This is a genomic window from Flavobacterium sp. 1, assembly GCF_002797935.1.
Classification (GTDB): Bacteria; Bacteroidota; Bacteroidia; order Flavobacteriales; family Flavobacteriaceae; genus Flavobacterium.
In genome coordinates this window covers 3,167,239-3,193,249 of the sequence record NZ_PGER01000001.1, presented here as the reverse complement: position 1 = coordinate 3,193,249, position 26,011 = coordinate 3,167,239, and the positions used below count along the sequence as shown (strand labels likewise).

General features: G+C 34.2%; 25 protein-coding genes. 15 read left to right on the top strand and 10 right to left on the bottom strand.

The annotated features are described in order from the left end of the window. Positions 1-99: 99 nt before the first annotated feature. The 8 genes from xrtF to CLU83_RS12705 all read left to right on the top strand — a co-directional run bounded on the left by xrtF (position 100) and on the right by CLU83_RS12705 (position 7,158). Positions 100-567, top strand: a complete 468-nt coding sequence (gene xrtF, locus CLU83_RS12740; RefSeq protein ID WP_369828768.1) for an exosortase family protein XrtF — start codon at positions 100-102, stop codon at positions 565-567. Further along, positions 557-1,000: an exosortase F system-associated protein gene (locus CLU83_RS12735; protein WP_100431962.1), complete on the top strand. Its 444-nt coding sequence runs from the start codon at positions 557-559 to the stop codon at positions 998-1,000. Before xrtF ends, CLU83_RS12735 begins: the two co-directional genes overlap by 11 nt. A gap of 48 nt (positions 1,001-1,048) precedes the next feature. Continuing rightward, positions 1,049-1,879, top strand: coding sequence for a restriction endonuclease (locus CLU83_RS12730; RefSeq protein ID WP_100431961.1), 831 nt, complete (start codon positions 1,049-1,051; stop codon positions 1,877-1,879). Between the two features lie 36 nt (positions 1,880-1,915). Then, positions 1,916-3,271, top strand: a complete 1,356-nt coding sequence (locus CLU83_RS12725) for an MBL fold metallo-hydrolase RNA specificity domain-containing protein (protein WP_100431960.1) — start codon at positions 1,916-1,918, stop codon at positions 3,269-3,271. A 120-nt stretch (positions 3,272-3,391) separates the two neighbouring features. After that, positions 3,392-3,760: a hypothetical protein gene (locus CLU83_RS12720; protein WP_232727097.1), complete on the top strand. Its 369-nt coding sequence runs from the start codon at positions 3,392-3,394 to the stop codon at positions 3,758-3,760. Positions 3,761-3,820: 60 nt separating this feature from the next. Then, positions 3,821-5,833, top strand: coding sequence for a TonB-dependent siderophore receptor (locus CLU83_RS12715; protein ID WP_100431958.1), 2,013 nt, complete (start codon positions 3,821-3,823; stop codon positions 5,831-5,833). Positions 5,834-5,896: 63 nt separating this feature from the next. Then, positions 5,897-6,280, top strand: coding sequence for a heavy-metal-associated domain-containing protein (locus tag CLU83_RS12710; RefSeq protein WP_232727095.1), 384 nt, complete (start codon positions 5,897-5,899; stop codon positions 6,278-6,280). 197 nt (positions 6,281-6,477) lie between these two features. Beyond that, on the top strand, positions 6,478-7,158 hold the full coding sequence (locus tag CLU83_RS12705) for a DedA family protein (RefSeq protein ID WP_100431957.1): 681 nt from the start codon (positions 6,478-6,480) through the stop codon (positions 7,156-7,158). A 164-nt stretch (positions 7,159-7,322) separates the two neighbouring features. Here the strand turns inward: CLU83_RS12705 and groL are convergent, their stop codons facing one another. The 4 genes from groL to CLU83_RS22875 form a co-directional block, all read right to left on the bottom strand. Then, positions 7,323-8,951, bottom strand: coding sequence for a chaperonin GroEL (gene groL / locus CLU83_RS12700; RefSeq protein ID WP_100431956.1), 1,629 nt, complete (start codon positions 8,949-8,951; stop codon positions 7,323-7,325). 116 nt (positions 8,952-9,067) lie between these two features. Then, a complete protein-coding gene (gene groES / locus CLU83_RS12695) occupies positions 9,068-9,343 on the bottom strand; it encodes a co-chaperone GroES (protein ID WP_100431955.1) in 276 nt (91 codons plus the stop codon). Positions 9,344-9,479: 136 nt separating this feature from the next. Further along, on the bottom strand, positions 9,480-9,824 hold the full coding sequence (gene secG, locus CLU83_RS12690) for a preprotein translocase subunit SecG (protein WP_100431954.1): 345 nt from the start codon (positions 9,822-9,824) through the stop codon (positions 9,480-9,482). An 11-nt stretch (positions 9,825-9,835) separates the two neighbouring features. After that, on the bottom strand, positions 9,836-9,991 hold the full coding sequence (locus CLU83_RS22875; RefSeq protein WP_369828767.1) for a tetratricopeptide repeat protein: 156 nt from the start codon (positions 9,989-9,991) through the stop codon (positions 9,836-9,838). A gap of 19 nt (positions 9,992-10,010) precedes the next feature. On the opposite strand from CLU83_RS22875, the gene CLU83_RS22870 reads away from it, so the two are divergent. After that, positions 10,011-10,205, top strand: a complete 195-nt coding sequence (locus tag CLU83_RS22870) for a hypothetical protein (RefSeq protein WP_369828766.1) — start codon at positions 10,011-10,013, stop codon at positions 10,203-10,205. Between the two features lie 58 nt (positions 10,206-10,263). Here CLU83_RS22870 and CLU83_RS22865 read toward each other — a convergent pair whose 3' ends face one another. The 6 genes from CLU83_RS22865 to CLU83_RS12660 all read right to left on the bottom strand — a co-directional run bounded on the left by CLU83_RS22865 (position 10,264) and on the right by CLU83_RS12660 (position 16,867). Then, complete coding sequence (locus CLU83_RS22865; protein WP_369828765.1) at positions 10,264-10,794, bottom strand: hypothetical protein; 531 nt, start codon at positions 10,792-10,794, stop codon at positions 10,264-10,266. A gap of 112 nt (positions 10,795-10,906) precedes the next feature. Next, positions 10,907-11,410 (bottom strand): LptE family protein, encoded by a 504-nt coding sequence (locus CLU83_RS12680; RefSeq protein ID WP_100431953.1) that lies wholly within the window; start codon positions 11,408-11,410, stop codon positions 10,907-10,909. Positions 11,411-11,536: 126 nt separating this feature from the next. Next, entirely contained in the window at positions 11,537-12,796 is a 1,260-nt protein-coding gene (locus CLU83_RS12675; RefSeq protein ID WP_100431952.1) for a sigma-54-dependent Fis family transcriptional regulator, read from the bottom strand. A 277-nt stretch (positions 12,797-13,073) separates the two neighbouring features. Next, entirely contained in the window at positions 13,074-13,445 is a 372-nt protein-coding gene (locus tag CLU83_RS12670; RefSeq protein ID WP_100431951.1) for a GxxExxY protein, read from the bottom strand. Positions 13,446-13,524: 79 nt separating this feature from the next. Then, entirely contained in the window at positions 13,525-14,970 is a 1,446-nt protein-coding gene (miaB, locus tag CLU83_RS12665) for a tRNA (N6-isopentenyl adenosine(37)-C2)-methylthiotransferase MiaB (protein WP_100431950.1), read from the bottom strand. Between the two features lie 313 nt (positions 14,971-15,283). Beyond that, positions 15,284-16,867, bottom strand: coding sequence for a glycerol-3-phosphate dehydrogenase/oxidase (locus tag CLU83_RS12660; protein WP_100431949.1), 1,584 nt, complete (start codon positions 16,865-16,867; stop codon positions 15,284-15,286). 344 nt (positions 16,868-17,211) lie between these two features. Between CLU83_RS12660 and topA the strand changes: the two genes are divergently transcribed. The 6 genes from topA to gldN all read left to right on the top strand — a co-directional run bounded on the left by topA (position 17,212) and on the right by gldN (position 25,961). Then, positions 17,212-19,731 (top strand): type I DNA topoisomerase, encoded by a 2,520-nt coding sequence (topA, locus tag CLU83_RS12655; protein ID WP_100431948.1) that lies wholly within the window; start codon positions 17,212-17,214, stop codon positions 19,729-19,731. Between the two features lie 71 nt (positions 19,732-19,802). Then, positions 19,803-20,954, top strand: coding sequence for a formimidoylglutamase (locus tag CLU83_RS12650; RefSeq protein ID WP_100431947.1), 1,152 nt, complete (start codon positions 19,803-19,805; stop codon positions 20,952-20,954). A 267-nt stretch (positions 20,955-21,221) separates the two neighbouring features. Continuing rightward, a complete protein-coding gene (gldK, locus tag CLU83_RS12645; RefSeq protein ID WP_100431946.1) occupies positions 21,222-22,625 on the top strand; it encodes a gliding motility lipoprotein GldK in 1,404 nt (467 codons plus the stop codon). 62 nt (positions 22,626-22,687) lie between these two features. After that, positions 22,688-23,317, top strand: a complete 630-nt coding sequence (gene gldL / locus CLU83_RS12640) for a gliding motility protein GldL (RefSeq protein WP_100431945.1) — start codon at positions 22,688-22,690, stop codon at positions 23,315-23,317. A gap of 49 nt (positions 23,318-23,366) precedes the next feature. Beyond that, a complete protein-coding gene (gene gldM / locus CLU83_RS12635; RefSeq protein WP_100431944.1) occupies positions 23,367-24,926 on the top strand; it encodes a gliding motility protein GldM in 1,560 nt (519 codons plus the stop codon). Between the two features lie 45 nt (positions 24,927-24,971). Next, on the top strand, positions 24,972-25,961 hold the full coding sequence (gldN, locus tag CLU83_RS12630; protein ID WP_100431943.1) for a gliding motility protein GldN: 990 nt from the start codon (positions 24,972-24,974) through the stop codon (positions 25,959-25,961). Positions 25,962-26,011: the final 50 nt, after the last annotated feature.

Here is a 26,011-nt window from a genome sequence, read left to right as displayed (position 1 = left end):
TAATTGCATAAATTTGGCAAAAAAATAATTTTGAAAAAGTACTTCATTGAATATAAACCTTTTTTAGTTTTTTTAGCTAGTTTTTTTGGTTGCTATATTTTGCTAACGTTCCTCTATCAGTTTTTTTTGAATGGTTTCGGAGATAATACGGTAGATACAATAACACAAGTAGTTGCTCAAAATTCTGAAAAAGTGATTTCATGGTTTTTTATGCGTATTCAAGCTGAAAGTGTTGTTAACGAACCTTTTGTTAGGATGTATTTTCAAAATGAATATATTGTTCGTATAGTGGAAGGCTGTAATGGAATAAGTGTTATTATTTTATTTATTTCTTTTATTGCTGCTTTCTCAGGAAGTTTAAAGAATACTTTGCTTTTTATTTTGGGCGGAACAGTATTGATTTATATTCTAAATGTATTGCGTATTGCCCTCTTGATAGTTTTGATGTATTATTTTCCTGAAATAAAGCATTTACTTCATGGTGTTTTATTTCCAGCGATAATTTATGGAACGGTCTTTATTTTATGGGTAATTTGGGTTAATAAATTTTCGAAATATGCTAAATAAAGTGCTTCAAAATAAAACCAGTATTTTTTTTACACTTGTATTAGTGTCTTTGCTGATGCTTGTAAGAGCTTTTGAAAGTGAATTATTTTATGACCCCTTTTTGGTCTATTTTAATGGAGATTATTTGAAATTGCCTTTGCCTGAGTTTAATTCAGGATTGCTGTTTTTAGGATTATTGTTTCGGTTTTCTATAAATACTGTTTTTTCGTTAGGGATACTTTATTTGCTATTTAAGGATAGAGAAATGATTTCATTTGCTGCTGTTTTGTATGTTTTGCTTTTTGTGATTCTAATAGTTGCTTTCTTTTCTATTATTTACTTTTTTAAAAGTGATCAAAATTTAATCCTTTTTTACGTGAGGCGCTTTTTGATTCAGCCTTTGTTTGTAATTGTTTTTATTCCAGCATTTTATTTTCAGAAACTGAAAAAATAATTCTTTTTTTCTTATCTTTAAAAGACTTATGAAAAGAATTATTTAGAAATGAAAATTGTAAAACATTCTGGTGCTATTGTTGATTTTAATCGTGCAAAATTAAAACAGTCTCTGCTAAAATCTGGAGCGGCATCTGCAGTAGTTGACGATATTTTGCAGCTTATTGAAAAAGATATTCATGATGGAATTTCTACAAAGCATATTTTTAAAACGGCTTTTAGACTTCTTAAAAAAACTTCCAATTCGAATGCAGCTCGATATAATTTAAGAGAAGCTATTCGATTATTGGGTCCTTCAGGTTTTTTTTTCGAAAAATTCATTGCCAGACTCTTTACTTCGGAACATTATGAAACTAAAGTTAATTTGATTTTGCGGGGCAAATGTGTTTCGCATGAAATAGATGTTTTGGTTAAGAATAATAATGGTATTGCCATGGTCGAGTGTAAATTTCATGTAGGAAAGGATGTTGCTACCGATGTGAAAGTGCCTATGTATATTTTGTCTCGTTTTAATGATTTAAAAGAGGCAAAGCATGAGATATTTTCCAGAAGTGATACTATTTCTAAATGTTGGATTGTTACCAATAACCGTTTTACCTCAGATGCTGTTGATTTTGCCAAATGTTCAGGTCTCAATTTGCTGAGCTGGGACTATCCGAAAACCGATAATTTAAAAACTAAAATCAGCAATCGTCAGTTGTATCCCATAACTTGTTTAACGACATTAACTCTTTCGGAAAAAGAAAAATTATTGATCTTGGATATTATTTTAGTTCGCGAGATTGTCAATAATAGCAACGATTTGGAAAGAATAGGTTTGAGTCCAAATCGTATTAAAAATGTAATGAAAGAAGCTTTAGAGTTGTGTAGGCTTATGTAATTTCAAGAATCGAAATTAATTTAAAATGGTATTAAAATGAAAATCACATGTATTGGCGGTGTAGGCACGGTAACAGGATCCAAAACGTTGGTAGAGAGTAATGGTGTTAGAATTTTGATAGACTGCGGACAATTTCAAGGATTAAAATCTTTGCGGGAGCTTAATTGGGAACCGTTGCCTATTTTACCCTCTACTATAGATTTTGTTTTGTTAACCCACGGACATTTAGATCATTGCGGCTGGTTGCCTCGATTGGTAAATCAAGGATTTACTGGTAAAATATATTGTACCAGCCCCACTGCCGCAGTTGCTAAATTGATTCTTTTGGATAGTGCCAAAATTCAAGAAGAAGATGCTAAGATGGCAAATGAAGGAAAGTTTTCTAAGCATGAAATAGCCGAACCATTATACACAGTGGTTCAAGCCGAAAAAGTTTTTCCTCATTTTAGAATAATTCAGCCCAACGTGAGTATTGCTTTGGATGCCGAAATTGAGGCTGTTTTTACTACCGCAGGACACATTCTAGGAGCGTGTACAATTGAACTTCAGCTAGAAAAAAAAGTGGTCGTTTTTTCGGGAGATATTGGTCGGGACAATGATGTATTGATGTTTCCGCCAACAAAGCCCAAAAAGGCAGATTATATTTTTCTTGAATGCACCTACGGTAACCGGCTTCATCCAGATATTAATCCCAAAGAGGAGTTGGAAATGTATATTAATACTGCCGTACATAATGGAGGGACTATCATAATTCCGAGTTTTGCAGTAGAACGTGCCCAAAGCGTAATGTATTTGCTCTGGCAATTGAAAGAAGAAGACAGGATTCCTGATATTCCTTATATTATTGATACTCCAATGGGAATTAGCATGTTGGAACTTTTTGTGAATCATAGAAAATGGCATCGGTTAAATGAAAAAGAATTTACTGAGATGTGTAAAATGTTTACCATAATTTCAGATTATCAAGAAACAGTTGATACGATTTATAATAAACAGCCAAAAGTAGTAATTGCAGCGAGTGGTATGGTTACTGGCGGTAGGGTTTTGAGTTATTTGGAGCATTACATTCAATTGCCCGAAACGACAGTAATTATTATTGGTTACCAAGGCGAAGGAACTCGGGGAAGAAAGATGTTAGAAGGAGCAACGGATATAAAAATACGCGGAAGATATTTTGAAGTAAAGGCCAAAATTGTGGGAATAGAAGGGTTATCGGCTCATGGAGATCAAAAAGATTTGATTAATTGGCTTTCAGATTTAGAAGAAAAACCCAAAAAAATCTTTTTGGTACACGGAGAAAATGAACCTGCCGATGAACTTAGAGTGAAAATACAAGAAAAATATGATTTTGAATGTATGGTTCCATTGATGGGGCAGGTCTTTGAATTATAGCCAATCTGTGTTTTTAAAAAAAGTTTAACGAGAGTTTGATTTTTTTTACCAAAATAATATTGCTAATTTTGCCTCGTGAGAATTAAGAAACATATAAGTGTACTTTTAGCATTTTTAATATTGGGTTCCAATGTTGGATTAGCTTTTAATGTGCATTATTGCGGCAGTAAGATTGCTTCTGTTTATTTGAGTCTGCCTAAGGTATCGTCCTTGCAAAATGATAAAGACTGCTGTTCGAAAAAAGCAGTTAAAAAGGATAGCTGCTGTAAAGACAGGAAAATTGTTTTAAAGGGAAAAGCAGATGATAAAATTGTAAAGTCTTTTTCTTTTCAATTTGATTATGTTTTCTTAGTTCCAGTATATCATCCTGCTGTTTTTAATGCTGTTCCAAGTTTTAAAAATAATCTTTCTTCTGCTTATTACTGTGATGCCAATGCACCGCCGCTTTATAAGCTGTACAGCCAATACCTCCTTTACGATAAGTTATAATGTTTAATTGGAGTTGAATCCTATTTTGGGTTTGACAGTTTAATCATTATAATTTTAATCATGAAAATAAATATAGCAATAGTTTTGTTGCTCTTGTTTACGGCCTTTAGTTCCTACTCGCAAGATACTTTGAGGGAAATTAAAGTACAATCTAAACGCAAGAGCCTTCAAAAATCATATACTCTTACCGGTAATACAACACTGATTACCAAAAATGAACTGCTCAAAGCTGCCTGTTGTAATCTGGCCGAAAGTTTTGAGACAAACCCTTCGATAGATGTTAATTTTTCGGATGCTTTAACTGGTACAAAGCAAATCAAAATGTTAGGTTTGACAAGCCCTTATTTGTTGATGACTCAAGAAAATGTTCCTTCCGTTAGAGGAGCTTCACAAGCGTACGGGCTTTCTTTTACGCCTGGACCTTGGATCGAGAGTATCCAAATTACCAAAGGGGCTGGAAGCGTGGTGAACGGCTTCGAAAGTATTTCGGGGCAAATTAATACTGAATTGGTAAAACCATTAACCGAAGTTCCTGTTTTGTTAAACGTTTACGGTTCTACAGATTCCCGGTTTGAGCTAAATGCCAATCTTAATGCGAAATTATCTGATAAATGGGCAACTAGCTTATTGCTGCATGGCAATATTCGAGATTCTAAAATGGATAAAAACGAGGATGGTTTCTTGGATAATCCGTTGCAGAAACAAATCAATCTGCTTAATCGCTATCAATATTATAATGCAGAAACGGGCTGGGTTAGTTTTATTAATTTCCAATTTATGGATGATGCTAAGCTAATGGGGCAGCTGGATTTTAATCCTGATACTGATAAAGGAACAACTAATCATTGGAGGTCTGAAATCGATACTAAAAAGATCGATATTTCCACAAAAACAGGCTATGTCTTTAAGGATATGCCATTTCAAAGTATTGGTTTTCAAAATGCTTTTTCAAGCTATAATCAGAATTCTTATTTTGGGCTGAATGGTTACAATATCAGGCAAAACAGTTTTTATTCGAACCTGATTTTTAATTCAATTATTAACAATGAAAAAAACAAGTTTGCTACGGGCTTGAATTTCACTTATGATAATTATTCTGAGTTTGTGAATGCAACAGATTATAGCAGAATTGATAATACTGTTGGCGCTTTCTTCGAATATACTTTTGATAACCAAGACAATTTTAGTCTGATTCTTGGCGGGAGGGTTGATTATGGAAATCGTTTGGGAGTTTTTGCCACGCCAAGACTGCACATGAAATATAATCCTTGGGAGAAGGGTGTCCTGAGAGCTTCGGTCGGCAGGGGAAAACGTCCCGCTAATATATTTGCTGAAAATCAAAATCTATTTGCCAGCTCCAGAACTTTTGATGTTGTAAACGCTGGAGGTAAATTGTATGGTTTGGATCCGGAGATTGCTTGGAATTACGGCTTAAGCTTTATGCAGGGATTCAAATTGTTTAACAGAAATGGAGATGTGACAGCTGATTTTTATAGAACCAATTTTCAAAATCAAATAGTAGTGGATATTATGCAAAGTCCGCAGCAGGTTGTTTTTCATAATCTGGATGGGGATTCGTATGCAAATAGTTTTCAATTGGAGTTTAATTACGAATTAGCCAAGCATTTGGAACTGCGTTCAGCGTACAAATACTATGATATCAAAACGGATTATTTGTCGGGTAAGTTTCAAAGACCATTGCAGGCAGCGCATCGTTTTTTTGAAAATTTAGGTTATAAAACTGATCTTCTTGACAAAGGGCAACAATGGAAATTTGATTTTACCTACAATTGGATTGGAGAACAGCAATTGCCATATACGGCTTCAAATCCTGTTGCTTATCAACTCTCAAATCAGTCTCCTGCTTATTCTTTGATGAATGCCCAAATTACTAGAACTTTTTCTGATACTTTTGAAGTGTATGTGGGAGGGGAAAATATTGGAAATTATACTCAAAGTCAAGCTATAGTGGATTCGCAAAACCCTTTTGGTTCCAATTTTGATGCGACTATTTTATATGCGCCAGTATTTGGGCAAATGTATTATGCAGGCTTGAGGTTTAAAATTAGATAGTGGCAATGACAATATCAAAAATCAATATCAATATCAATAACAAATTTTAATATAAAATAAATAATGAAAACAAATATTCAAGAATTTAGAAATGATGGCATTAAGAACATTTTTTTAGTTTTATTAATGACTGTCTTTGCATTTTCAGCTCAAGGCCAAGAAAGTAAAAATAAAAATAAAAATGCCAAATATACTACCGAAATAAACGGTAACTGTGAGCAATGCCAAAAGAGAATTCAAAAAGCGGCTTATTCGGTTTCTGGGGTAAAATCAGCTTCATGGAGTGTTGAAACACATCAGTTGAGTGTGATTATCAACGAAGAGAAATGTTCCCTGATAGATGTAAAAAAGGCTGTCGCCAAAGTTGGACATGATACGGATTCTGTAAAATCATCCAAAGAGGATTATGGTAAGCTTCATTCATGCTGTCAGTATGAAAGGCTGTAATTCATTTTTTTACTAAAAGTTTTTTTTAAATTAATTTTTAAAACTTTGGCAGATTATAAAAAAGGCATCAAAAAGGGAATCCAATTTGGTGTTTTTTATTGTTTTTTATTCGTTAATAAAACTTTAAAATAAGGTATTGTATTGTGGTTCACCTAAATTATTATTACTTTCACTGCCTAAATAAAATACAAGAATTTATGAGTAATTTTGAATGGACCCAATTAGTAAATCCCGAATTTTATATAACTTTTACAATTGGTGGCATTCAACTGGGTTTGTATATTGTTTTATTTATTGTTTTTGCCGAAACTGGTCTTTTTGCCGGTTTTTTTCTTCCAGGCGATAGTCTTCTTTTCCTTGCCGGAATTTATAGCCGTGATTTAATTCAGAATATTCTTTTTATAGAAAGCGACTTTATAAATCTTGTGATACTTTCTTCATTGGTCGCTCTTTCGGGCGTTTTCGGAAACATGGTAGGCTATTGGTTTGGTGCCAAAAGCGGGTATTATTTATACAACAGGGAAGATACGTTTTTGTTCAAGAAAAAATATTTGCTCCAGTCCAAAGAGTTTTTTGAAAAACACGGAGGGAAAGCTATTATTTATGCAAGATTTTTGCCAATCGTAAGAACATTTGCTCCTATAGTAGCTGGTATTGGAAGTATGGACAAGAAAAAATTTATGTTTTTTAATATAGTGAGTTCGGTTTTATGGTCTTTTATATTGATATTTTCAGGTCATTATTTGTATGGTTTTTGTATAGATCAGTGGGGAATTGACTTAAAAGAACATATCGAAAAAATAGTGATAGGAATCATTTTAGTATCAACACTGCCAGTTTTTTTAAAGCTGATTAAGAAAAAAGTTATTCATCAATAAAGTTTTAGGAAATAAAACGAACCGTCTTGCTGTAAAAAACAAGGCGGTTTTTTTTATGTAAAAAGGTGTAAATGTTTTTAGATGATTGCAAAAAGGCATAAAAAAATCCGTCAAGAACGAATTCAAGACGGATTTTATTTCAAACCGAATTTGCAATTTTAAGATTACATCATGCCTGGCATACCGCCGCCCATGTGGCCTCCGCCTGCATTTTCTTCTTTAATATCGATCAATGCACATTCAGTAGTCAATATCATACCAGAAACTGAAGCAGCATTTTCTAAAGCTACACGAGTTACTTTTTTAGGATCGATAATACCTGCTTTTAACATATCTACATATTCGTCAGTTTTGGCATTGTATCCATAATCACCTGTTCCTTCAGATACTTTTGCTACAACAACAGAACCTTCAAGTCCAGCGTTTTCAACAATTGTTCTTAAAGGAGCTTCTATAGCACGAGAAATAATTTTAATTCCTGTAGCTTCATCAGCATTGTCTGCTTTCAAGGCATCAAGGGATTGTTTTGCTCTTAATAAAGCAACGCCGCCGCCAGCAACAATTCCTTCTTCGACAGCTGCACGAGTAGCATGAAGCGCATCGTCAACTCTGTCTTTTTTCTCTTTCATTTCTACTTCAGAAGCAGCACCAACATAAAGAACAGCAACACCTCCAGCTAATTTAGCCAAACGCTCTTGCAGTTTCTCTTTGTCATAATCAGAAGTCGTAGTTTCCATTTGGCCTTTGATTTGGTTGACACGATTTTTAATCATATCAGCTTCTCCAGCACCGCTAACAATAGTTGTGTTGTCTTTGTCGATAGTTACTCTTTTTGCAGTTCCCAACATTTCGATAGTTGTGTTCTCTAGAGTATATCCTCTTTCTTCAGAGATTACAGTTCCACCAGTTAAGATAGCGATATCTTCCAACATTGCTTTTCTTCTGTCACCAAAACCTGGAGCTTTTACAGCTGCAATTTTTAATGCACCGCGTAATTTGTTTACTACCAATGTAGATAACGCTTCTCCGTCAACATCTTCGGCAATAATTAATAATGGTTTTCCTGATTGAGCAACTGGCTCAAGAACTGGCAATAATTCTTTTAAAGAAGAAACTTTTTTGTCATACAAAAGGATGTATGGGCTTTCTAGTTCCGCTTCCATTTTTTCTGGATTGGTCACAAAATAAGGAGAAAGGTATCCTCTGTCAAACTGCATTCCCTCTACAACATCTACATAAGTATCAGTTCCTTTAGCTTCTTCAACAGTGATTACACCTTCTTTTCCAACTTTTGCGAAAGCATTAGCGATTAATTCACCAATTACTTCGTCATTGTTAGCTGAAATAGAAGCAATTTGTTTGATTTTTTCAGAATCGCTTCCTACTACTTTTGCTTGTTTAGCAAGATCGGCAACGATAGCTTCAACAGCTTTGTCGATACCGCGTTTTAAATCCATAGGATTTGCTCCTGCAGCAACGTTTTTCAATCCTTCTTTTACGATGGCTTGTGCTAATACTGTTGCAGTTGTAGTTCCATCTCCTGCTAAATCATTGGTTTTTGAAGCTACTTCCTTTACCATTTGAGCACCCATATTTTCCAATGGATCTTTCAATTCGATTTCTTTTGCAACTGTAACACCATCTTTGGTGACGTTTGGTCCACCGAAAGATTTTCCGATAATTACGTTACGGCCTTTTGGTCCTAGAGTTACTTTTACTGCATTTGCTAATGCGTCAACACCGCGTTTTAAACCGTCACGTGCTTCAATATCAAATTTTATATCTTTTGCCATTTTGTTTTGTTTTTTCCTCACCCCACCCCTCACCAAAGAGAGGGAGCAGAGATGGGTATTGTTAATGAATGTTTTAGTTATTCCAATCTCCCCCTTTGGGGAGGTCGGAGTGGATTTTAGATTATTGCAAGGATATCGTCCTCACGCATAATCAGATAATCTTTTCCTTCTAATTTTAATTCAGTTCCTGCATATTTTCCATAAAGGACAGTGTCTCCGATTTTTACAGTCATAGTATGATCCTTAGTCCCGTTTCCTACTGCTACTACTGTTCCTTTTTGCGGTTTCTCTTTGGCTGTATCTGGAATAAAAATTCCTGACGCCGTTTTCGTTTCAGCTGCTACTGGCTCGATAAGAACTCTGTCTGAAAGTGGTTTAATGTTTAATGTCATGATTTTTTATGTTTATATTAAAATTTACTGTTTTTTTCTTTTCAGAAATTATGCCATTGCAGGTAAACTGACATTTTTTCTTATAAAAAAATGCCAGCTTTGACAGGCTGGCATTTTGTGTATTTATTTAAACAAATTATTTTGCTGGACTTGCAGGTGCAGGTGTGTTTCCTGCAGGTGCATTCTGAACTGGAGCATTAGTTTTTGGAGCTGCAGTTTCAGTGTTGTCAATAATTTTTGAATCTGAATCGCTTAAAGTTCCTGTGAAACTCAAGCCGGAAAGTAAGATTAATGCAATTAATATAGTTGCCAATGTCCAAGTGCTTTTGTCTAAAAAATCAGTAGTTTTCTGTACACCACCTAACATTTGAGAACCGCTTATTGTAGAAGAAAGTCCGCCGCCTTTAGGGTTTTGAACCATGATTACTACGATCAATAGAAAACATACTATTGTAATTAAAACTAAAAAAATTGAAAACATACTATTTATTGTTAATTGTTATTTTGTTGTATTATCCTAATATCTTTTATACGGTCTGCAAAGAAACTACTTTTTTCTGGATATTTCAAAATTAATATCTCATAAGCTTGTATCGCTTTTTGATATTTTTTTTGTTCCAAATAAACTTTAGCTAAAGTCTCAGTCATTAAATAAGAATTATCTTCTTTGTTGAGATCCAGGTTTGGAGTAAATACGACTCCAGATTTTATTGGCGGAATCTTTGGGCTGGTTTCTATGAACTTATCTATTAATTCTGCTTTTTTCTTTTTACTTTCATCAATGATAGGTTCCGGTTCTATTGGCTTGCGGGTAATTTCTTTTGGAATTTCCCGAATTATAGGCTGTATTCTCGAAATTTGAAGCCATTGATGAAACGAGTGTGTTTCTGATTTTGAAAAATCTATTGGTTTCCCAATGTCTAATTTTTTTCTGTTTCTGTTGTTTCTTCCTCAATTTTTGTTACTCCAGCCCCCTCAATAGAGTCAAGAATTGACTGTTCTATATTTTTATCGATGTCTATTTTATCAATAAAAAGAGAATTGTTTGGAGGAGTATTAGAATTTGCTTCTTTTATAGAAGTGAGAATCGAGTGTTCTAAAGGAGTTGTCTTGATTATCTGGTGTTCTTCTTTTTGGATAATCTGACTGTCTACTACATTTATATTGAGTAATTCTTCTATTTTTTTCTCGTAGGTTTTTTTCTGGATAGCTGTAAATGATTCCGAAGTTATAAAATCAAATAAAACACTTCGATCCGTAGTATGAGCGGCAACTATTTTCAAAGCAAAATTGTATTTGTAGCTATTTTGATTGTAAAGCCCCTTCAGACGCAACGCTCTCGCACTTTGAAAAAAAGGAAATTCATCCAATACTTTTTCTAAAGCCACAGTTTGAGTTTCGTCGATTTCCTCAGGTTGGTTTAATAAATAATTATAGCTGCTAACGTTCATTTGTTTGAGTATTCTATATTTTAGAATTTAGTTTTCAATGTTAATGATTTAATTTTATACAGTCAATTGTTTTCTGCTGACTGAAAATTGCTGACTGATTACTCTTTTAAATTTACCATTTAGCTAATGATTCATTAAAAATGTCCTGCGTAATTCTTTCGAAAATTTCTTTGATCGCAGCATCTTTTGTTGCTCCTGTTAATTGTTGTGCTGCTGGATAATCGTAGTAAAACTCAAAAGATTTATCGAAGTCGTCTGCTTCTTTATTTTTATTGGTAAACCTAACTTGTACTCTAATTTTTAATCGGTTTTGTGCGGCTTTTTGATCGGCAGTTGCAGTCATTGGACTAATGCGGTAATCTGTAATTTCACCTTCATACGTTAAATCACCATTGTTTTTCACTAAGTGCAGATTCGTCTGATTTTGAATAAGATCCTGCAAAGTTAAGGTAAAAGTTCTGTCTATACCAGGCTCAATCAAATCTGAAGTGTTTGGAAAAAAGTTTACCTGGTAGGTTTTAGCATCAATTTTGCCAGTTCCGGTAAAGTTATAAACCGAACAGCTGTTTAGGATGAATGAACTGATTATTAATAAGAGATAATGTGTTTTTTTCATAAATATGTAAATTGCTACGCCTGTTCGCTATCGCTCGAGTCCAAATTCTATTTTGGTTCAAATTCCAAATGTACAAAAATCGAATTTGTGATTTGAAATTTGTTTTTTTTTGATTCTTTACTTGTGTTATAAATCAAATTGTTTGATTTTTCGATATAAAGTACGTTCCGAAATGCCTAATTCATCTGCTGCGGCTTTTCGTTTTCCTTTGTTTTTTTCTAATGATTTTTTAATCATTTCGATTTCTTTTTGTTCCAGCCTTAATATTTCTTCTTCTTCAATAGTTTCGGCCAAAAGATAATTGTTAGATTCCTGTTCTTCGTAATCCTGTTGTATGCTTTGATTGGACAGATACGAAGTTCTTGGTTGCTCTTCAAAATCTATTTCGCTGTCTTCTTCTTCGGTACCATATATTTTTTTGATAAGCGATTTGTTAGTCTCCTGTACTTTAGAACTTCCGTTTTGCATCAATTCCAATGTCAGTTTTTTTAGATCATGCAAATCACTTTTCATGTCAAAAAGGACTTTGTATAAAATTTCTCTTTCGGTATTAAAATCGCTGTCGTTTTTTTTGTCTTTAATTACCGATGGTAAATTACTGTCTTCGCTTGGCAGATAAGTTTGTAAAGTCGCTGCCGTAATGTCTCTGTTGGTTTCTAATACCGAAATCTGTTCAGCAACATTTCGCAATTGTCGAATATTACCGCTCCAGCGAAATTTTTGTAGCAATAAAATAGCGCCATCATCCAGTTTTAAAGGAGGCATCTTGTATTTGTTTGCAAAATCAGCAACAAATTTTCTAAACAATAAATGAATGTCTTCTTTACGTTCTCGAAGTGGAGGCAAGTGTATGTCAACCGTGCTTAAACGGTAATATAAATCTTCACGGAATTTTCCTTTTTCAATAGCCTTGAATAAATTGACGTTGGTTGCTGCTACGATTCGCACATTCGTTTTTTGAACTTGGGACGAACCTACTTTTATGAATTCTCCATTTTCTAGAACACGTAATAAACGTACTTGAGTGGTCAATGGCAATTCTCCAACTTCGTCAAGGAAAATAGTCCCTCCGTTAGCTACTTCAAAATAGCCTTCACGAGTGCTGGTTGCGCCAGTAAAAGCCCCTTTTTCATGTCCAAAAAGTTCACTGTCAATCGTTCCTTCCGGGATTGCACCACAGTTTACTGCAATATATTTTCCGTGTTTTCGGTGTGATAGGGAATGGATAATCTTTGGTATGCTTTCTTTTCCTACTCCGCTTTCTCCAGCCACCAAAACCGAAATATCGGTAGGGGCAACCTGAATGGCTTTTTCTATAGCGCGATTAAGCTTTGGGTCATTCCCAATAATCTCAAAGCGCTGTTTTATTGATTGTACTGTATCCATTTAGTGTTTATTGTCTCTAATTACACAAATTAGTATTTGTTTGAATAACTGTTCAACTCGTATTTTTTACTATTGGGGTTTTGTTAGCGTATCTTTTTGGATAGCCGTTTTTTCAACTTTGTGCTTTGGAAAATAGTTTCTAATAACATAGAATGTTGTTCCAAATCCAATAATGAAAGTTATTAAAGCGATAAGTATATGTTTTTTGGTCATATAAATGATTTTAGTTTTTTTATTTGCCACAGATTAAAAAGATTTTCATAGATTCTTTATGATCTTATAAGGCATATCTTTTGTATTCTAATGATTTGGTTTGAAAATTTACCATTAATCCTATTTCTGAATTAGCTAATTTTAAATAATTTAAAATTTGCGCAATATGTTCATTAGAGAATTCTTTCACAGCTTTTACTTCTAAAATTATGTCTTTATTTACAATAAAGTCAGCATAAAATTTGTGAGGTAAAATTTTGCCTTTATATTTAATCGCAAATTCTTTCTCCCTTTCAAAAGGAATGTTATTTTCTTTGAATTCTATTTCTAAAGCATCTTTGTAAATGATTTCTAGTAAACCAGGCCCCAGTGTTCTATGGACCTCCATGCATATCCCAATGATTTTATAAGTTTCTTCTTCTCTGTAACCGTTCATATTATTTTGTTTTTTAGCCACAGATTAAAAAGATTTCAAAAAAATCTGTGAAAATCTTTTTAATCTGTGGCCAAAAATCTTAATTCATATCACTCAATCCAATCGCTTCACCTTTTAAAGTTCCGGAGGTGCAAGAATTAATTTTTACATTTACAAAATCACCTATTTTATAATTCTCTTTAGGGAAAACCACCGTAATGCTTTGTGAATTTCTTCCTGAAAACTCCTCAGTCGATTTTTTCGAAACTTTCTCAACCAATACTTCAACCGTTTTTCCGATGAATTCCTGTGAACGAATCAAGGCGTGTTTTTGCTGTAAATCGACAATTTCCTGTAGCCTGCGAAGTTTGGTTTCTTCAGGAACATCATCTTCCATTTTTCTTCCAGCCAAAGTTCCAGGGCGTTCAGAGTAGCTGTACATATAGCCAAAATTATATTTCACATACTCCATTAAACTTAAAGTATCTTGATGGTCTTGTTCCGTTTCTGTCGGGAAACCCGAAATCATATCCTGAGTGATGGCTCCGTCAGGAATAATAGAACGAATTTTATCAATCAATGCCATATATTCCTCTCTCGTGTGCAGACGATTCATTTCTTTCAAAATGCGGTTGCTTCCCGATTGAACCGGCAAGTGAATGTGTTTGCAGATGTTAGGATATTTGGCAATAACGTGCAAAATGCTTTCGTGCATATCCTGTGGATTTGAAGTTGAAAAACGAATACGCATTTTTGGGAAAGCAACCGCAGTCATTTCCAATAATTGGTCAAAATCCACCGCTGTCGCTTTTTGCATTTCGGTCGCACTGACAAAATCCTTTTTCAATCCACCGCCGTACCATAAATAACTGTCCACATTCTGACCTAAGAGCGTGATTTCCTTAAATCCTCTGCCCCATAAATCCTGAATTTCGTTCATAATGCTTTGCGGTTCACGGCTGCGCTCACGCCCGCGAGTAAAAGGCACCACGCAAAACGTACACATATTGTCGCAACCTCTTGTTATCGAGACAAATGCTGTAATTCCGTTGCTCATCAATCGAACTGGCGAAATATCGCCATAAGTTTCCTCTTTGGACAAAATCACGTTTATTGCATCGCGACCTTCTTCAACTTCGCTTAATAAATTCGGTAAATCTTTATAGGCATCAGGTCCCACTACAAGGTCAACAATTTTTTCTTCTTCGAGGAACTGACTTTTCAAACGTTCGGCCATACAGCCTAGAACTCCCACTTTCATCTTCGGATTAATGCGTTTCACCGCATTGTATTTTTCCAGACGCTTGCGTATTGTTTGTTCCGCTTTGTCCCGAATCGAACAGGTATTTACCAAAACCAAATCGGCTTCTTCCAGCACTTGGGTCGTATTGTATCCGTTTCCGGACAATATAGACGCTACAATCTCACTGTCCGAAAAATTCATCGCACAGCCATAGCTTTCTATAAAAAGTTTCTTGGTATTCTCTGGTTTATGTTCTAGAACAAGGCTGTTTCCTTGTTTGCTTTCTTCAATTATCTTTTCCATAGGGCATTTTCAAAGCGCAAAGATAAGGCAAATACAGTGATTATGACAAGATGTCAGCCGAAGAATTAACAACTTTTTATGTCTTCTCAAATTTTGACAATTCAGTGTGGTTTATAAGGAGCTAATTCCCGCTTTCCGTTACAAGTCCTCGTCTCGTTGACAAAATTTTTAAGTGTCTGCAAGAGCTTCTTTCAGTCGCTTTGGAAACACAAAAAATTTAAGTCAACGAGACTCTTGGCTTTTCACTCCACTCGGGGCTAGGGGTTCGGTTTTCAGAATCGTTTTTATCTTAAAGAATAAGTTTAATCTGTTTTTATAAAACCCGAAATTCTTTCAAAAGAAAACCATTGGCAACAGTTTTAAATTCTGCCAATTGATTTTGAATCCAGTTTTCGTCATGTCCTAATTCTTTTGCCAGTAAACGAGCTACTTTGTCAGCACAAGAAATTGCAACTCGTGCGTCCAAAAACAACAACCGGACACGTCTTGCTAAAACATCTTCAACAGTCGTAGCCATTTCATGTCGAATAGCCCAGACAACTTCAGCCAAAGTGTAATTGTAATTTGGGTGTAGTTTTTCTTTTAATTCGGGTTCGTTTTCCTGTAGTTGCAATATAGCGGTGCTGTCTGTTCCGTAAATAAATAAGTGATTTTCAAAATCGATATCACTATTTTTCTTATTTCCGTGAATAGCCAAATACTCGGTCACGCATTTTTTGTTTGGCAACTGATGTGTTGCGATGGCTTTATCTACAATGTCTTCAGCAATTTTTCGGTAGGTCGTCCATTTTCCGCCAGTAATGGTGATTAACCCAGTTTCGGAAACAATTATTTTATGGCTTCTGGAAACTTCTTTAGTGCTTTGTCCTTTTTTTTCCGGTGCAGCCAAAGGTCTTAGTCCTGCAAAAACCGAAAGAACATCGGCTCGTGTTGGTTTTTTTGTCAAATATCTTTGCGCTGTTTCCAGTACAAATTTTATTTCTTCTTCCAAGGCTATTGGTTCAATATCTGATTTTTTGACTAATGTATCGGTTGTGCCCACCACAATTTTATCGTGCCAAGGAACTGCAAAAAGTACTCTTCCGTCACTCGTCTTCGGAATCATTAGTGCATGGTTGCCTAGTAAAAACGATTTATCAAATACCAAATGAATCCCCTGACTTGGAACGATATATTTTTTATAAACCGTATCGTTCATTTTCATAATGGCATTGGTAAATACTCCCGTTGCATTAATTACTGCTTTGCCTTGTATCGTGTATTCCTCTCCAGATTCTTGGTCAACAGCTACAATGCCTGTAATTTGGTTTTTGTTATCCTTTATTAATTGAATGACTTTAAAATGATTGAGTACGCAAGCTCCTTTCTCTGTTGCGGTTTGAGCTAGATTAATGGCTAATCGTGAGTCATCAAATTGCCCATCATGATACAATACGCCACTTTGTAATCCATTTGGTTCAATGGATGGGATTAATTCTAGTGTCTTTTCTCTGGATAAATATTTAGAACTTCCAAGGCTTAATTTACCGGCTAATAAATCGTATAATTTTAAGCCAAAGGTATAAAAATAGCCAGCCCACCAATTGTAATTTGGTATAATGAAAGATTCATTTTTTACCAAATGCCCTGCGTTTTTTTCCATTAAGCCTCTTTCTTTTAGAGCTTCAATAACCAGGGAAATATTACCTTGTTCCAAATAACGAACTCCGCCGTGAACCAATTTGGTACTTCGGCTTGAAGTGCCTTTTGCAAAATCCACCGCTTCTAATAGTATCGTTTTAAATCCCCTGCTTGCCGCATCAACTGCAACGCCAAGGCCATTGGCACCACCGCCGATAATGATGATATCCCAATTTTGGACTTGTTTGAGTTTTTCTAGCTGTTCGAATCGGTTCATTAGGTAGTTCTGTGGTTTAGATTTGGTCTTTTGTAGTAAATCTAACTAATTAATTAAAAATATTTCCTTTTTGAAAATTTAAATTCGGTTTTATTTTTTTATACCTATATATTATATAAAGGCGAAATGTAATTGTATATTTTGTTGTTTTAAAGGTATTTCTTGTGTTTAATGGTTTTATTATTTTAAGGCTGGAACTAGAATGGAATTATTATAAACGAATGAAAATTGAGGTGCTTTGTATGGTCTGATTAGCTCATTTGCCGATTTAATGTGTTTTTAAAATCATTGAAAGGTTGATATTTAAAAAAAAAAATTACTTTTGCGATTCAAATAAAAGCAAAATGGCAAAGAATTTAGTGATAGTTGAGTCCCCTGCAAAGGCAAAAACAATCGAAAAATTTCTAGGAAGTGATTTTCAGGTAGAGTCAAGTTATGGACACATAGCTGATTTGCCCTCTAAAGAAATTGGGGTTGATGTCGAAAACGGATTTAAACCCAAATATGAAGTTTCCTCGGATAAAAAAGCATTGGTGTCCAAATTAAAAGCTTTAGCTAAAAATGCCGATATGGTATGGCTAGCAAGCGATGAGGACCGCGAGGGAGAAGCTATTTCTTGGCATTTAGCGGAAGAGTTAAAACTTAAAAAAGAGAAAACTAAACGTATTGTTTTTCATGAGATTACCAAATCGGCAATTCTTAAAGCTATTGAAAAACCGCGTGAAATTGATTATAATTTAGTTAATGCACAACAAGCTCGTAGAGTTTTGGACCGTTTAGTTGGATATGAGTTGTCACCAGTACTTTGGAGAAAAGTTAAAGGCGGTTTGTCTGCAGGTCGTGTTCAGTCTGTTTCCGTTCGATTGATTGTTGAAAGGGAACGTGAAATTCAAAATTTTACGGCTATAGCATCTTATTCAATTGTAGCTGAATTTGTTAATGAAGCAGGGAAATCTTTCAAAGCAAAACTTCCAAAAAATTTCAATACTAAAAAAGAGGCCGAAGATTTCTTAAAGCAAAATATCGGTTCTATATATAAGGTAGCAGATTTAGAGACGAAACCTACCAAAAAATCACCAACAGCTCCTTTTACAACTTCAACTTTACAGCAGGAAGCAGCTAGAAAATTATATTTGCCTGTTGGAATCACTATGCAGTTAGCACAGCGTTTGTATGAAGCTGGACTTATAACATATATGAGAACGGATAGTGTGAATTTATCTAAAGAAGCTATGGATGCCGCTCAGGCAGAAATTATCAAGTCTTATGGTAAAGAGTTTTCGAACCCGCGTACTTTCGTAAATAAAAGCAAAGGAGCGCAAGAAGCTCACGAAGCTATTCGCCCTACTGATATGTCTCGCCATACCGTTAATATTGATAGGGATCAAGCACGTTTGTATGATTTGATTTGGAAGAGAACTTTGGCTTCTCAAATGAGTGATGCTAAGCTGGAACGCACGAACGTTAAAATTGAAGCGAATAATCATGATGAAATCTTTACTGCTTCAGGTGAGGTTTTACTTTTTGAAGGATTTTTGAAAGTATATCTTGAAGGTCATGATGACGATGAAGAAGAGCAGGAAGGTATGTTGCCAGCAATGAAAGTTAATGAGAAACTGCAAAATAATTATATTACTGCAACCGAAAGATATTCCAGAGCAGCGGCAAGATATACCGAAGCTTCTTTGGTAAAAAAATTGGAAGAATTAGGAATTGGCCGTCCTTCTACTTATGCGCCAACAATTTCTACCATTATCAACAGAAATTATGTAGAAAAAGGAAATCTTGAAGGTTTAGAGCGAAATTATACGCAACTGACTTTGCAGTCTGGTAAATTAGGAGAGAAGTTACTCAAAGAAAATACAGGTTCTGATAAAGGGAAACTTGTTCCTACAGATATAGGTACGATTGTTACTGATTTCCTAGTTAAGAATTTTGGCAATATTTTGGATTATAATTTTACTGCCAAAGTAGAGCATGATTTTGACGAAATAGCCGAAGGAAATATTGAATGGACTGCTATGATGCAAGAGTTTTACAATACATTTCACCCAACAGTGAAAGACGTTGAGGCCAATGCAGATAGAGAAAGCGGAGAAAGAATATTAGGTATCGATCCAGCATCGGGTAAGCCAGTTTCGGTTCGTTTAGGGAAATTTGGACCAATGGCTCAAATTGGAGATGCCGAAGACGAAGATAAAAAGTTTGCTAGTCTTAGACACGAACAAAATATTGGTAATATTACTTTGGAAGAAGCGTTGAACTTGTTTTTGCTTCCAAAAAACTTAGGTCTATATAAAGGAGAAGAAGTGGAAGTAAGTAATGGCCGTTATGGTCCTTATGTGCGGCACGGAAGTGTTTTTATTTCTTTGCCAAGGGGTGAAGATCCATTGGATGTATCGATGGTTAGAGCTCAGGAATTGATTGATGAAAAAGCTATTGCTGATGCACCAATCGCTGTCTATAAAGGCGAAGGTGTTCAAAAAGGAACTGGCCGTTTTGGGCCATTTATCAAATGGAATGGAATCTTTATAAATGTAAGCAAGAAATACAATTTTGATAATCTTTCTCAATCAGATGTAGAAGCTTTGATTGAAGATAAATTACAAAAGAATATTGATAAAGTGCTTCATAATTGGGAGGACGAAGGAATATTGGTAGAAAAAGCACGCTGGGGACGTTCGGTTATAACAAAAGGTAAAATAAAAATTGAGCTGAGCAAAGATGTTGATGCGGCAAAATTGACATTAGCAGAGGTTCAGGAAATGATTGCCAAAAAGACGCCGGCCAAAAAAGTAGCAGCTAAAAAAACAACAGCAGTAAAGAAACCTGTTGCCAAAAAAGCTGTGACCAAGAAGAAATAGAGAATTTGATTCAGTAAATCTTGATTTTATTTCAAGAAGTACAGGAATTAAGACGATAAAGAAATAAAAAAATGGAGTTTGATTTTTTAGTACCATTAGACAGTGAAATTCTAAAGCATATACAAGAATTGTCTGCTCAGCATTTGGGCAGCAAGATTGTATTGCATACTAATGATTCGGTTCCTGATTTAGATAAAATTAATATTGCGATAATCGGTGTTCTTGATAACAGAGGCGATAGAAATGCTAAAGTTGATGTTGATTTAAATGCAATCCGAAAAGAATTATATAGTATGTTTCCCGGTAATTGGAAGGCAAGCATAGCCGATTTAGGAGACGTCCTTGCTGGGAATTCAAAAGAGGATACTTACTTTGCGGTAAAAAAAATTACATCAGGATTAATAAAAAGAAAAATCATTCCAATAGTTATAGGCGGATCACAAGATATAACCTATTCACTTTATAGAGCTTATGATGATTTGGAGCAAATGGTGAACTTGGTGACTATAGATAGTAAGTTTGATTTTGGGAAAGAAAATGAAGCAATAAGCTGTGATTCTTTTTTAACAAAAATTATTGTTGATGAGCCTAATAATCTGTTTAATTTTTGTAATATTGGATATCAAACTTATTATAATTCTCAAGAAGAGATTGACTTGGTTGAGAAACTGTTTTTTGATGCTTATCGATTAGGGGAAGTTTCAAACAATATTTCAATTTCGGAACCAGTTTTTAGAGATGCTGATTTAGTAAGTATCGATTTGAATGCAGTAAAATCTTCCTCTTCGGGGAATTTTGTGAATTTTAATCCGAATGGTTTTAATGGTAAGGAAATATGTTCTTTGTCAAGATATGCAGGGATAAGCGATAAAGTGACATCATTTGGTGTTTTTAATCATAATAGTTCCAAGCAAGAGGCAGTTATTATTGCTCAGATATGCTGGTATTTTATCGAGGGCTATCATTATAGGTCAAATGAATATCCTTTTGGAAGCAGAGAGAATTATTTGAAATATATTGTGCCACTTGAAGAAGAGGATTTAGTTTTTTATAAAAGCGATAAAACAGACAGGTGGTGGATTGAGATTCCGTATGTTTTGAGCTCAAACAATAAATTGAAAAAAAACACGTTATTACCGTGTTCATATGAAGAGTATTTGGCTGCCTGTAATCAAGAAATGCCGGAAAGATGGTGGAAGGCACAAAGAAAAAACGTTGTGTGATTTTTTTGATAGTTTATAATTAATAGTTTTTTAGCAAAAGCGTTAATTTTATGTGAATATTTTAATTAAATGAGCAATACTTACATTTTTTTCAAAAGTATGTTTTTTGTCGTTCTTATTTAGCTCTTCGGCGATAAAATATTTTTTTTTAAGAATTTTTAACATACATTTGACCAAATAATTTAAGGCTCTAAAAAGAATTGTTTTTTTAAAAAAAAATAAATAGGTTTACAGTCTGATAATAATGAATAGATAACCCCAATTTTTATGAAGAATTTCATTGCATTTACGGCAATTTTAACAGTGTTGATTAGCTGTGGCAGATCAAGCGACAAAGGTGAGTTGGTTGGTGTGAAAGGAGCAAAATGGCATCCTGAAAAACCTTATGGAATGACACTAGTACCTGGCGGATCGTATATCATGGGTAAATCTGATGATGATGTTGCCAATGTTGGTGACGCCCCAACAAAAACTGTTACTGTTAGATCCTTTTATATGGACGAAACAGAAATTACAAATAACGAGTATCGTCAGTTTGTGGAATGGGTTAAAGATTCTACAATCCGTCTGCGTTTGGCTATTTTGGCAGAAGATAGCGGGCAGGGCGCTGCAACTGATGGAAAAGGTAAAGGAAAAAATTCAGGCAGTATAGCTGATTATACTTTTAAAGATTCTAATCCTGAAAAAATGACTGCATATGATAAGTATATGTATGATAACTATTATAGTATTGGTACTGATAAGGATCCCAATGCTTTTAAAAGATTAAATAAAAAAGCAAAGCTTATAAAAGATGTTAAAAAATACCCAGATGAATATTATGTTGAAGTAATGGATTCTATGTATTTGCCACTTGAAGCTTCGTATAATGGTTTGAGAACCATGGATGTGAATAAGCTTAAATTCCGTTATAATTGGATGGATATTCAGGCTGCTGCAAAAGCAAAAGTTGGTAAGAGACAAGATTTTATAAGAACCGAAGAGGTAAAAGTATATCCTGATACAACAGTTTGGATTAAAGACTTTAGTTACTCCTATAATGAGCCAATGCATAATGATTATTTCTGGCATAAAGCCTACGGAGAATATCCAGTGGTAGGTGTTACATGGAAGCAGGCAAAAGCTTTTTGTGAATGGAGAACTTTAAATAAAAATATCTGGTTAAAATCTAAGAAAAGCCATTTTGATAATGTAAATTCATTCAGATTACCTACAGAAGCTGAATGGGAGTATGCAGCCAGAGGAGGTTTGGAATCGGCTACTTTTCCTTGGGGTGGTCCGTATACAAAAAGTGATAGAGGCTGTTTCTTAGCTAATTTTAAACCTAATAGAGGTGATTATGCAGCGGATCAGGCTTTATATACAGTAGAGGCTAAATCTTATGAGCCGAACGGATATAATTTGTATAATATGGCGGGTAATGTTTCTGAATGGACAGATTCTGCTTATGATTCAAATTCATATGAGTTCATGTCTACAATGAATCCAGCAGTTATTGATAATTCAAATAAACGTAAAGTAGTAAGAGGAGGATCATGGAAAGATGTTTCTTATTTCTTGCAGGTAAGTACACGTGCATTTGAGTATTCGGATTCAGCAAGAAGTTATATCGGTTTTAGAACAGTACAAGATTATATGGGTACTCAGACTACTAAAAACGGTAAAAAATAATAGAGAATTCCTAAATCAATTAAATAAAATAACCTATAAATTAACTTTAAAATTTTTAAAAGATGGCATTATTGAGCAAAAAAGCAATGAATTTTACCTATGGTATGGGAGCGGCAGTAGTAATTATTGGAGCACTTTTCAAAATTCAACATTATCCTGGAGCAAGTGCGTTATTAATAATTGGTCTTTGTACTGAAGCTTTTATTTTTGCTCTTTCAGCATTCGAACCTGTAGATCATGAATTAGACTGGTCTTTAGTATATCCTGAATTAGCTGGTGGTGAGAAAGCCGATAAAAAAGAAGTTGTTTCTGATGATGCTGACGGAATGTTATCTTCAAAATTAGATGCTTTGTTGAAAGAAGCAAAAATTGACGGTGAATTAATGAGCAGTCTTGGTAGTAGCATTCGTAATTTCGAAGATGCTTCAAGAAATATTTCTCCAACTGTTGATTCAATTGCAGCAACAAAAAAATACAGCGAAGAATTGTCTATGGCAGCTGCCCAAATGGAATCTTTAAATAGTTTATATAAAATACAATTAGAAAGTGCTTCCAGAAATACTGAAGCAAATAAAGAAATAGCTGAAAACGCAAGCAAATTAAAAGAACAAATGCAATCAATGACTGCAAATATTGCTTCTTTGAATAATGTTTATGGCGGTATGCTTTCTGCAATGAGTAATAAAGGATAATTAGTTTTTTAACTATATTTTAATTTTAATAATAAACTAATTAGAAAAAATGGCAGGAGGAAAATTAACCCCTAGACAGAAGATGATTAACCTTATGTATTTGGTTTTCATCGCGATGTTAGCATTAAATATGTCCAAAGAAGTTTTATCAGCTTTTGGATTAATAAACGAGAGATTTGAAACTGCAAATGGTTTAGCATTAACTTCTAATGAGGCTATTTTAGCGGACTTAGATCTTAAAGCTCAAGATAAACCAGAGCAATATCAAGTTCCTAATGAAATTGGTAAAAAAGTAGCAGTAGCTACAACTACTTTTTATAAATATGTAGAATCGCTTAAATTAGGTTTTACTAAAGATATTGTAAGAGAAAAAGATGGTAAATTACCATATGAGACTATGGATAATTCATCAAAATTAGATGAATCATGGTTTAGCGGTGATGGATTGTCAGCAAAAGGGAAGGAAGTTTTAAATGCAATTGAGGCATATAAAACGGCTGTTAAGTCTGCATTGGGAACTGATCCTAAATTCAAGGATATCCTAACTGAATTTAATACTAAATTTAATACTGGAGATATTAAAGATAAGGAAGGTGTTACTAAAAATAATTTAGATTATAATTTTAAGCATTTTCCATTAATTGCTTCAGTAGCAAAATTAACAGCTATTCAAAATGATGTTAATACTATTGAAAATCAAATTTTAGGCAGATTAACTGGTTCAACTGCGGTTGCAGCTGCGTCAATGAAAAACTATACTGCTATTGTAATTCCTGAAAAATCAGCTTTCTTTGCTGGTGAAGCTGTAAAAGGAAAAATCGTTTTAGGACGTTTTGATAAATCTACAGTGCCAACTAAGGTTGTTGTAAACGGAGGTGATTTAAATTTGGCAACTGCTTTACATGATGGTCAAGTTGATTTTAGTTTTGGTGCTGGAAATGTTGGAGAACACGACATTAATGGTAACTTTACTTTTATGGAAGACGGGAAGCCAGTGGCAATTCCTATTATAGGTAACTATGTAGTTGTGCCAAAACCAAATTCAGCAACTATTTCTGCAGATAAAATGAATGTTGTTTATAGAGGTGTTATTAATCCAATGACTATTTCATTTGCTGGTGTTTCCGATGATAAAGTGAGTGCTTCTGCACCAGGATTAAGTCGTGCTGGTAAAGCTGGTAGTTATAACATGAATCCAGGTCAAGGATCTGAAGTGGTTATTAATGTTACAGGTACTTTGCCTGATGGCTCTAAAGTATCTGATAAAAGATCTTTCAGAATTAAAGGTATACCTGCTCCAGTTGGTGCAATCGCAGGAGACGTTGGAACTGTTAAAGGTGCAAAATCCCGTTTAGAAGTTTCTCAAGTTTCTGCAAAATTACTAGATTTTGATTTTAATGTTCAATTGAATGTTGTTGGATTTACATTAAAAGTTGCTGGTCAAGCAGCGGTAATTGTTTCTGGAGACAGAGTTAATTCACAATGTAAAGCTGCTTTAGCGAGAGCAACTAGAGGTGATCAAGTTACGATTTCTGATATTAAAACTAAATTGGTTGGATCTGATATAATGCTTTCAAGAACTGCACCAGTAATTTACGAAATACAATAAATATTTAAGTTACTATTTACTTAAATAACTTAATAATTAATAAAGATGAAGACTAAAAATTTAGTAGTAGTTATTGCATTAGTTGCAGGGAGTTTTTCTTCATTTGCACAGTCTAATTTGCTTAATGCTAAAACTCCTGAGCAAATAGGTGTTAAGACTAAATCTCAAATATCTCTTGATAATGATAAGCCTTTAGCTTATGGTTATGTTGATGATAGAGATATATTAATGGGAAAAACTACTTGGGAGATAATTGATTTGAGTGAAAGATTTAATTTTCCTCTTTATTTTCCAATTGATTCTACTAATATAGGAAAAGACAGAAGATCATTGTTTGATGTTTTAATTAAAGGTATTAAAGCTAATAAAATAACTGAGGTGTATGCTGATGATTATTTTAATACTAAAAAGACATTCAAAGACATGAGCAGTTCTTTCACTTACATTGATACTACAAATGCTGGTAGAGAAGAAGTAAATGCCAATAGAGATTTGTATTATCCAAAAGCAAAATCGTCGATTACTTATAAAACTGTTAAAGGTAAAAAAGTAAAAGTGGTTGGTCCTGCTACTGTTCCTGTTGCTAAAGTTTTAGATGCTCAATTTATTGATAAGAGAGAGCTTACGTCTCAGGATATTACGGGATACAAATTGAAAGGATACTGGTATTTTGACAAACGCCAAAGTGAATTGAAATATCGTTTATTGGGCATTTGCCCGATTGCTCCTGAAGCAAGAGAAGTAGGAACTGAAAATCCTGATTATATTGATTTGTTTTGGATATTTTATCCATCTATTCGTGATTATTTGCATCAATATTTAGCATTCAATGAAAAAAATTCTTCGATGCCAATATCTTTTGATAGAATTTTAGATTCACGTCAGTTCAGCGGAATTATATACAAAGAAGAAAATGTTTATGGCGACCGTCTTATTACTGAGTATGTGAATGAAAACGCTTTGAATCAATTATTGGAATCGGATAGAATCAAAGACAAAATTCGTGACTTTGAACACGATATGTGGAATTACTAATTTCATACATTATTTTAAAAGAAACTCTTACTTAAATAAAGTAAGAGTTT

Bases quoted from the DNA above. Each gene is read 5' to 3' on its own strand.
- CLU83_RS12735 (WP_100431962.1), top strand. From the start codon at position 557: ATGCTAAATAAAGTGCTTCAAAATAAAACCAGTATTTTTTTTACACTT.
- CLU83_RS12730 (WP_100431961.1), top strand. From the start codon at position 1,049: ATGAAAATTGTAAAACATTCTGGTGCTATTGTTGATTTTAATCGTGCA.
- CLU83_RS12725 (WP_100431960.1), top strand. From the start codon at position 1,916: ATGAAAATCACATGTATTGGCGGTGTAGGCACGGTAACAGGATCCAAA.
- CLU83_RS12715 (WP_100431958.1), top strand. From the start codon at position 3,821: ATGAAAATAAATATAGCAATAGTTTTGTTGCTCTTGTTTACGGCCTTT.
- CLU83_RS12710 (WP_232727095.1), top strand. From the start codon at position 5,897: ATGAAAACAAATATTCAAGAATTTAGAAATGATGGCATTAAGAACATT.
- CLU83_RS12705 (WP_100431957.1), top strand. From the start codon at position 6,478: ATGAGTAATTTTGAATGGACCCAATTAGTAAATCCCGAATTTTATATA.
- groL (WP_100431956.1), bottom strand. From the start codon at position 8,951: ATGGCAAAAGATATAAAATTTGATATTGAAGCACGTGACGGTTTAAAA.
- groES (WP_100431955.1), bottom strand. From the start codon at position 9,343: ATGACATTAAACATTAAACCACTTTCAGACAGAGTTCTTATCGAGCCA.
- secG (WP_100431954.1), bottom strand. From the start codon at position 9,824: ATGTTTTCAATTTTTTTAGTTTTAATTACAATAGTATGTTTTCTATTG.
- CLU83_RS22875 (WP_369828767.1), bottom strand. From the start codon at position 9,991: ATGACTGAGACTTTAGCTAAAGTTTATTTGGAACAAAAAAAATATCAA.
- CLU83_RS22865 (WP_369828765.1), bottom strand. From the start codon at position 10,794: ATGAACGTTAGCAGCTATAATTATTTATTAAACCAACCTGAGGAAATC.
- CLU83_RS12680 (WP_100431953.1), bottom strand. From the start codon at position 11,410: ATGAAAAAAACACATTATCTCTTATTAATAATCAGTTCATTCATCCTA.
- CLU83_RS12675 (WP_100431952.1), bottom strand. From the start codon at position 12,796: ATGGATACAGTACAATCAATAAAACAGCGCTTTGAGATTATTGGGAAT.
- CLU83_RS12670 (WP_100431951.1), bottom strand. From the start codon at position 13,445: ATGAACGGTTACAGAGAAGAAGAAACTTATAAAATCATTGGGATATGC.
- miaB (WP_100431950.1), bottom strand. From the start codon at position 14,970: ATGGAAAAGATAATTGAAGAAAGCAAACAAGGAAACAGCCTTGTTCTA.
- CLU83_RS12660 (WP_100431949.1), bottom strand. From the start codon at position 16,867: ATGAACCGATTCGAACAGCTAGAAAAACTCAAACAAGTCCAAAATTGG.
- topA (WP_100431948.1), top strand. From the start codon at position 17,212: ATGGCAAAGAATTTAGTGATAGTTGAGTCCCCTGCAAAGGCAAAAACA.
- CLU83_RS12650 (WP_100431947.1), top strand. From the start codon at position 19,803: ATGGAGTTTGATTTTTTAGTACCATTAGACAGTGAAATTCTAAAGCAT.
- gldK (WP_100431946.1), top strand. From the start codon at position 21,222: ATGAAGAATTTCATTGCATTTACGGCAATTTTAACAGTGTTGATTAGC.
- gldL (WP_100431945.1), top strand. From the start codon at position 22,688: ATGGCATTATTGAGCAAAAAAGCAATGAATTTTACCTATGGTATGGGA.
- gldM (WP_100431944.1), top strand. From the start codon at position 23,367: ATGGCAGGAGGAAAATTAACCCCTAGACAGAAGATGATTAACCTTATG.
- gldN (WP_100431943.1), top strand. From the start codon at position 24,972: ATGAAGACTAAAAATTTAGTAGTAGTTATTGCATTAGTTGCAGGGAGT.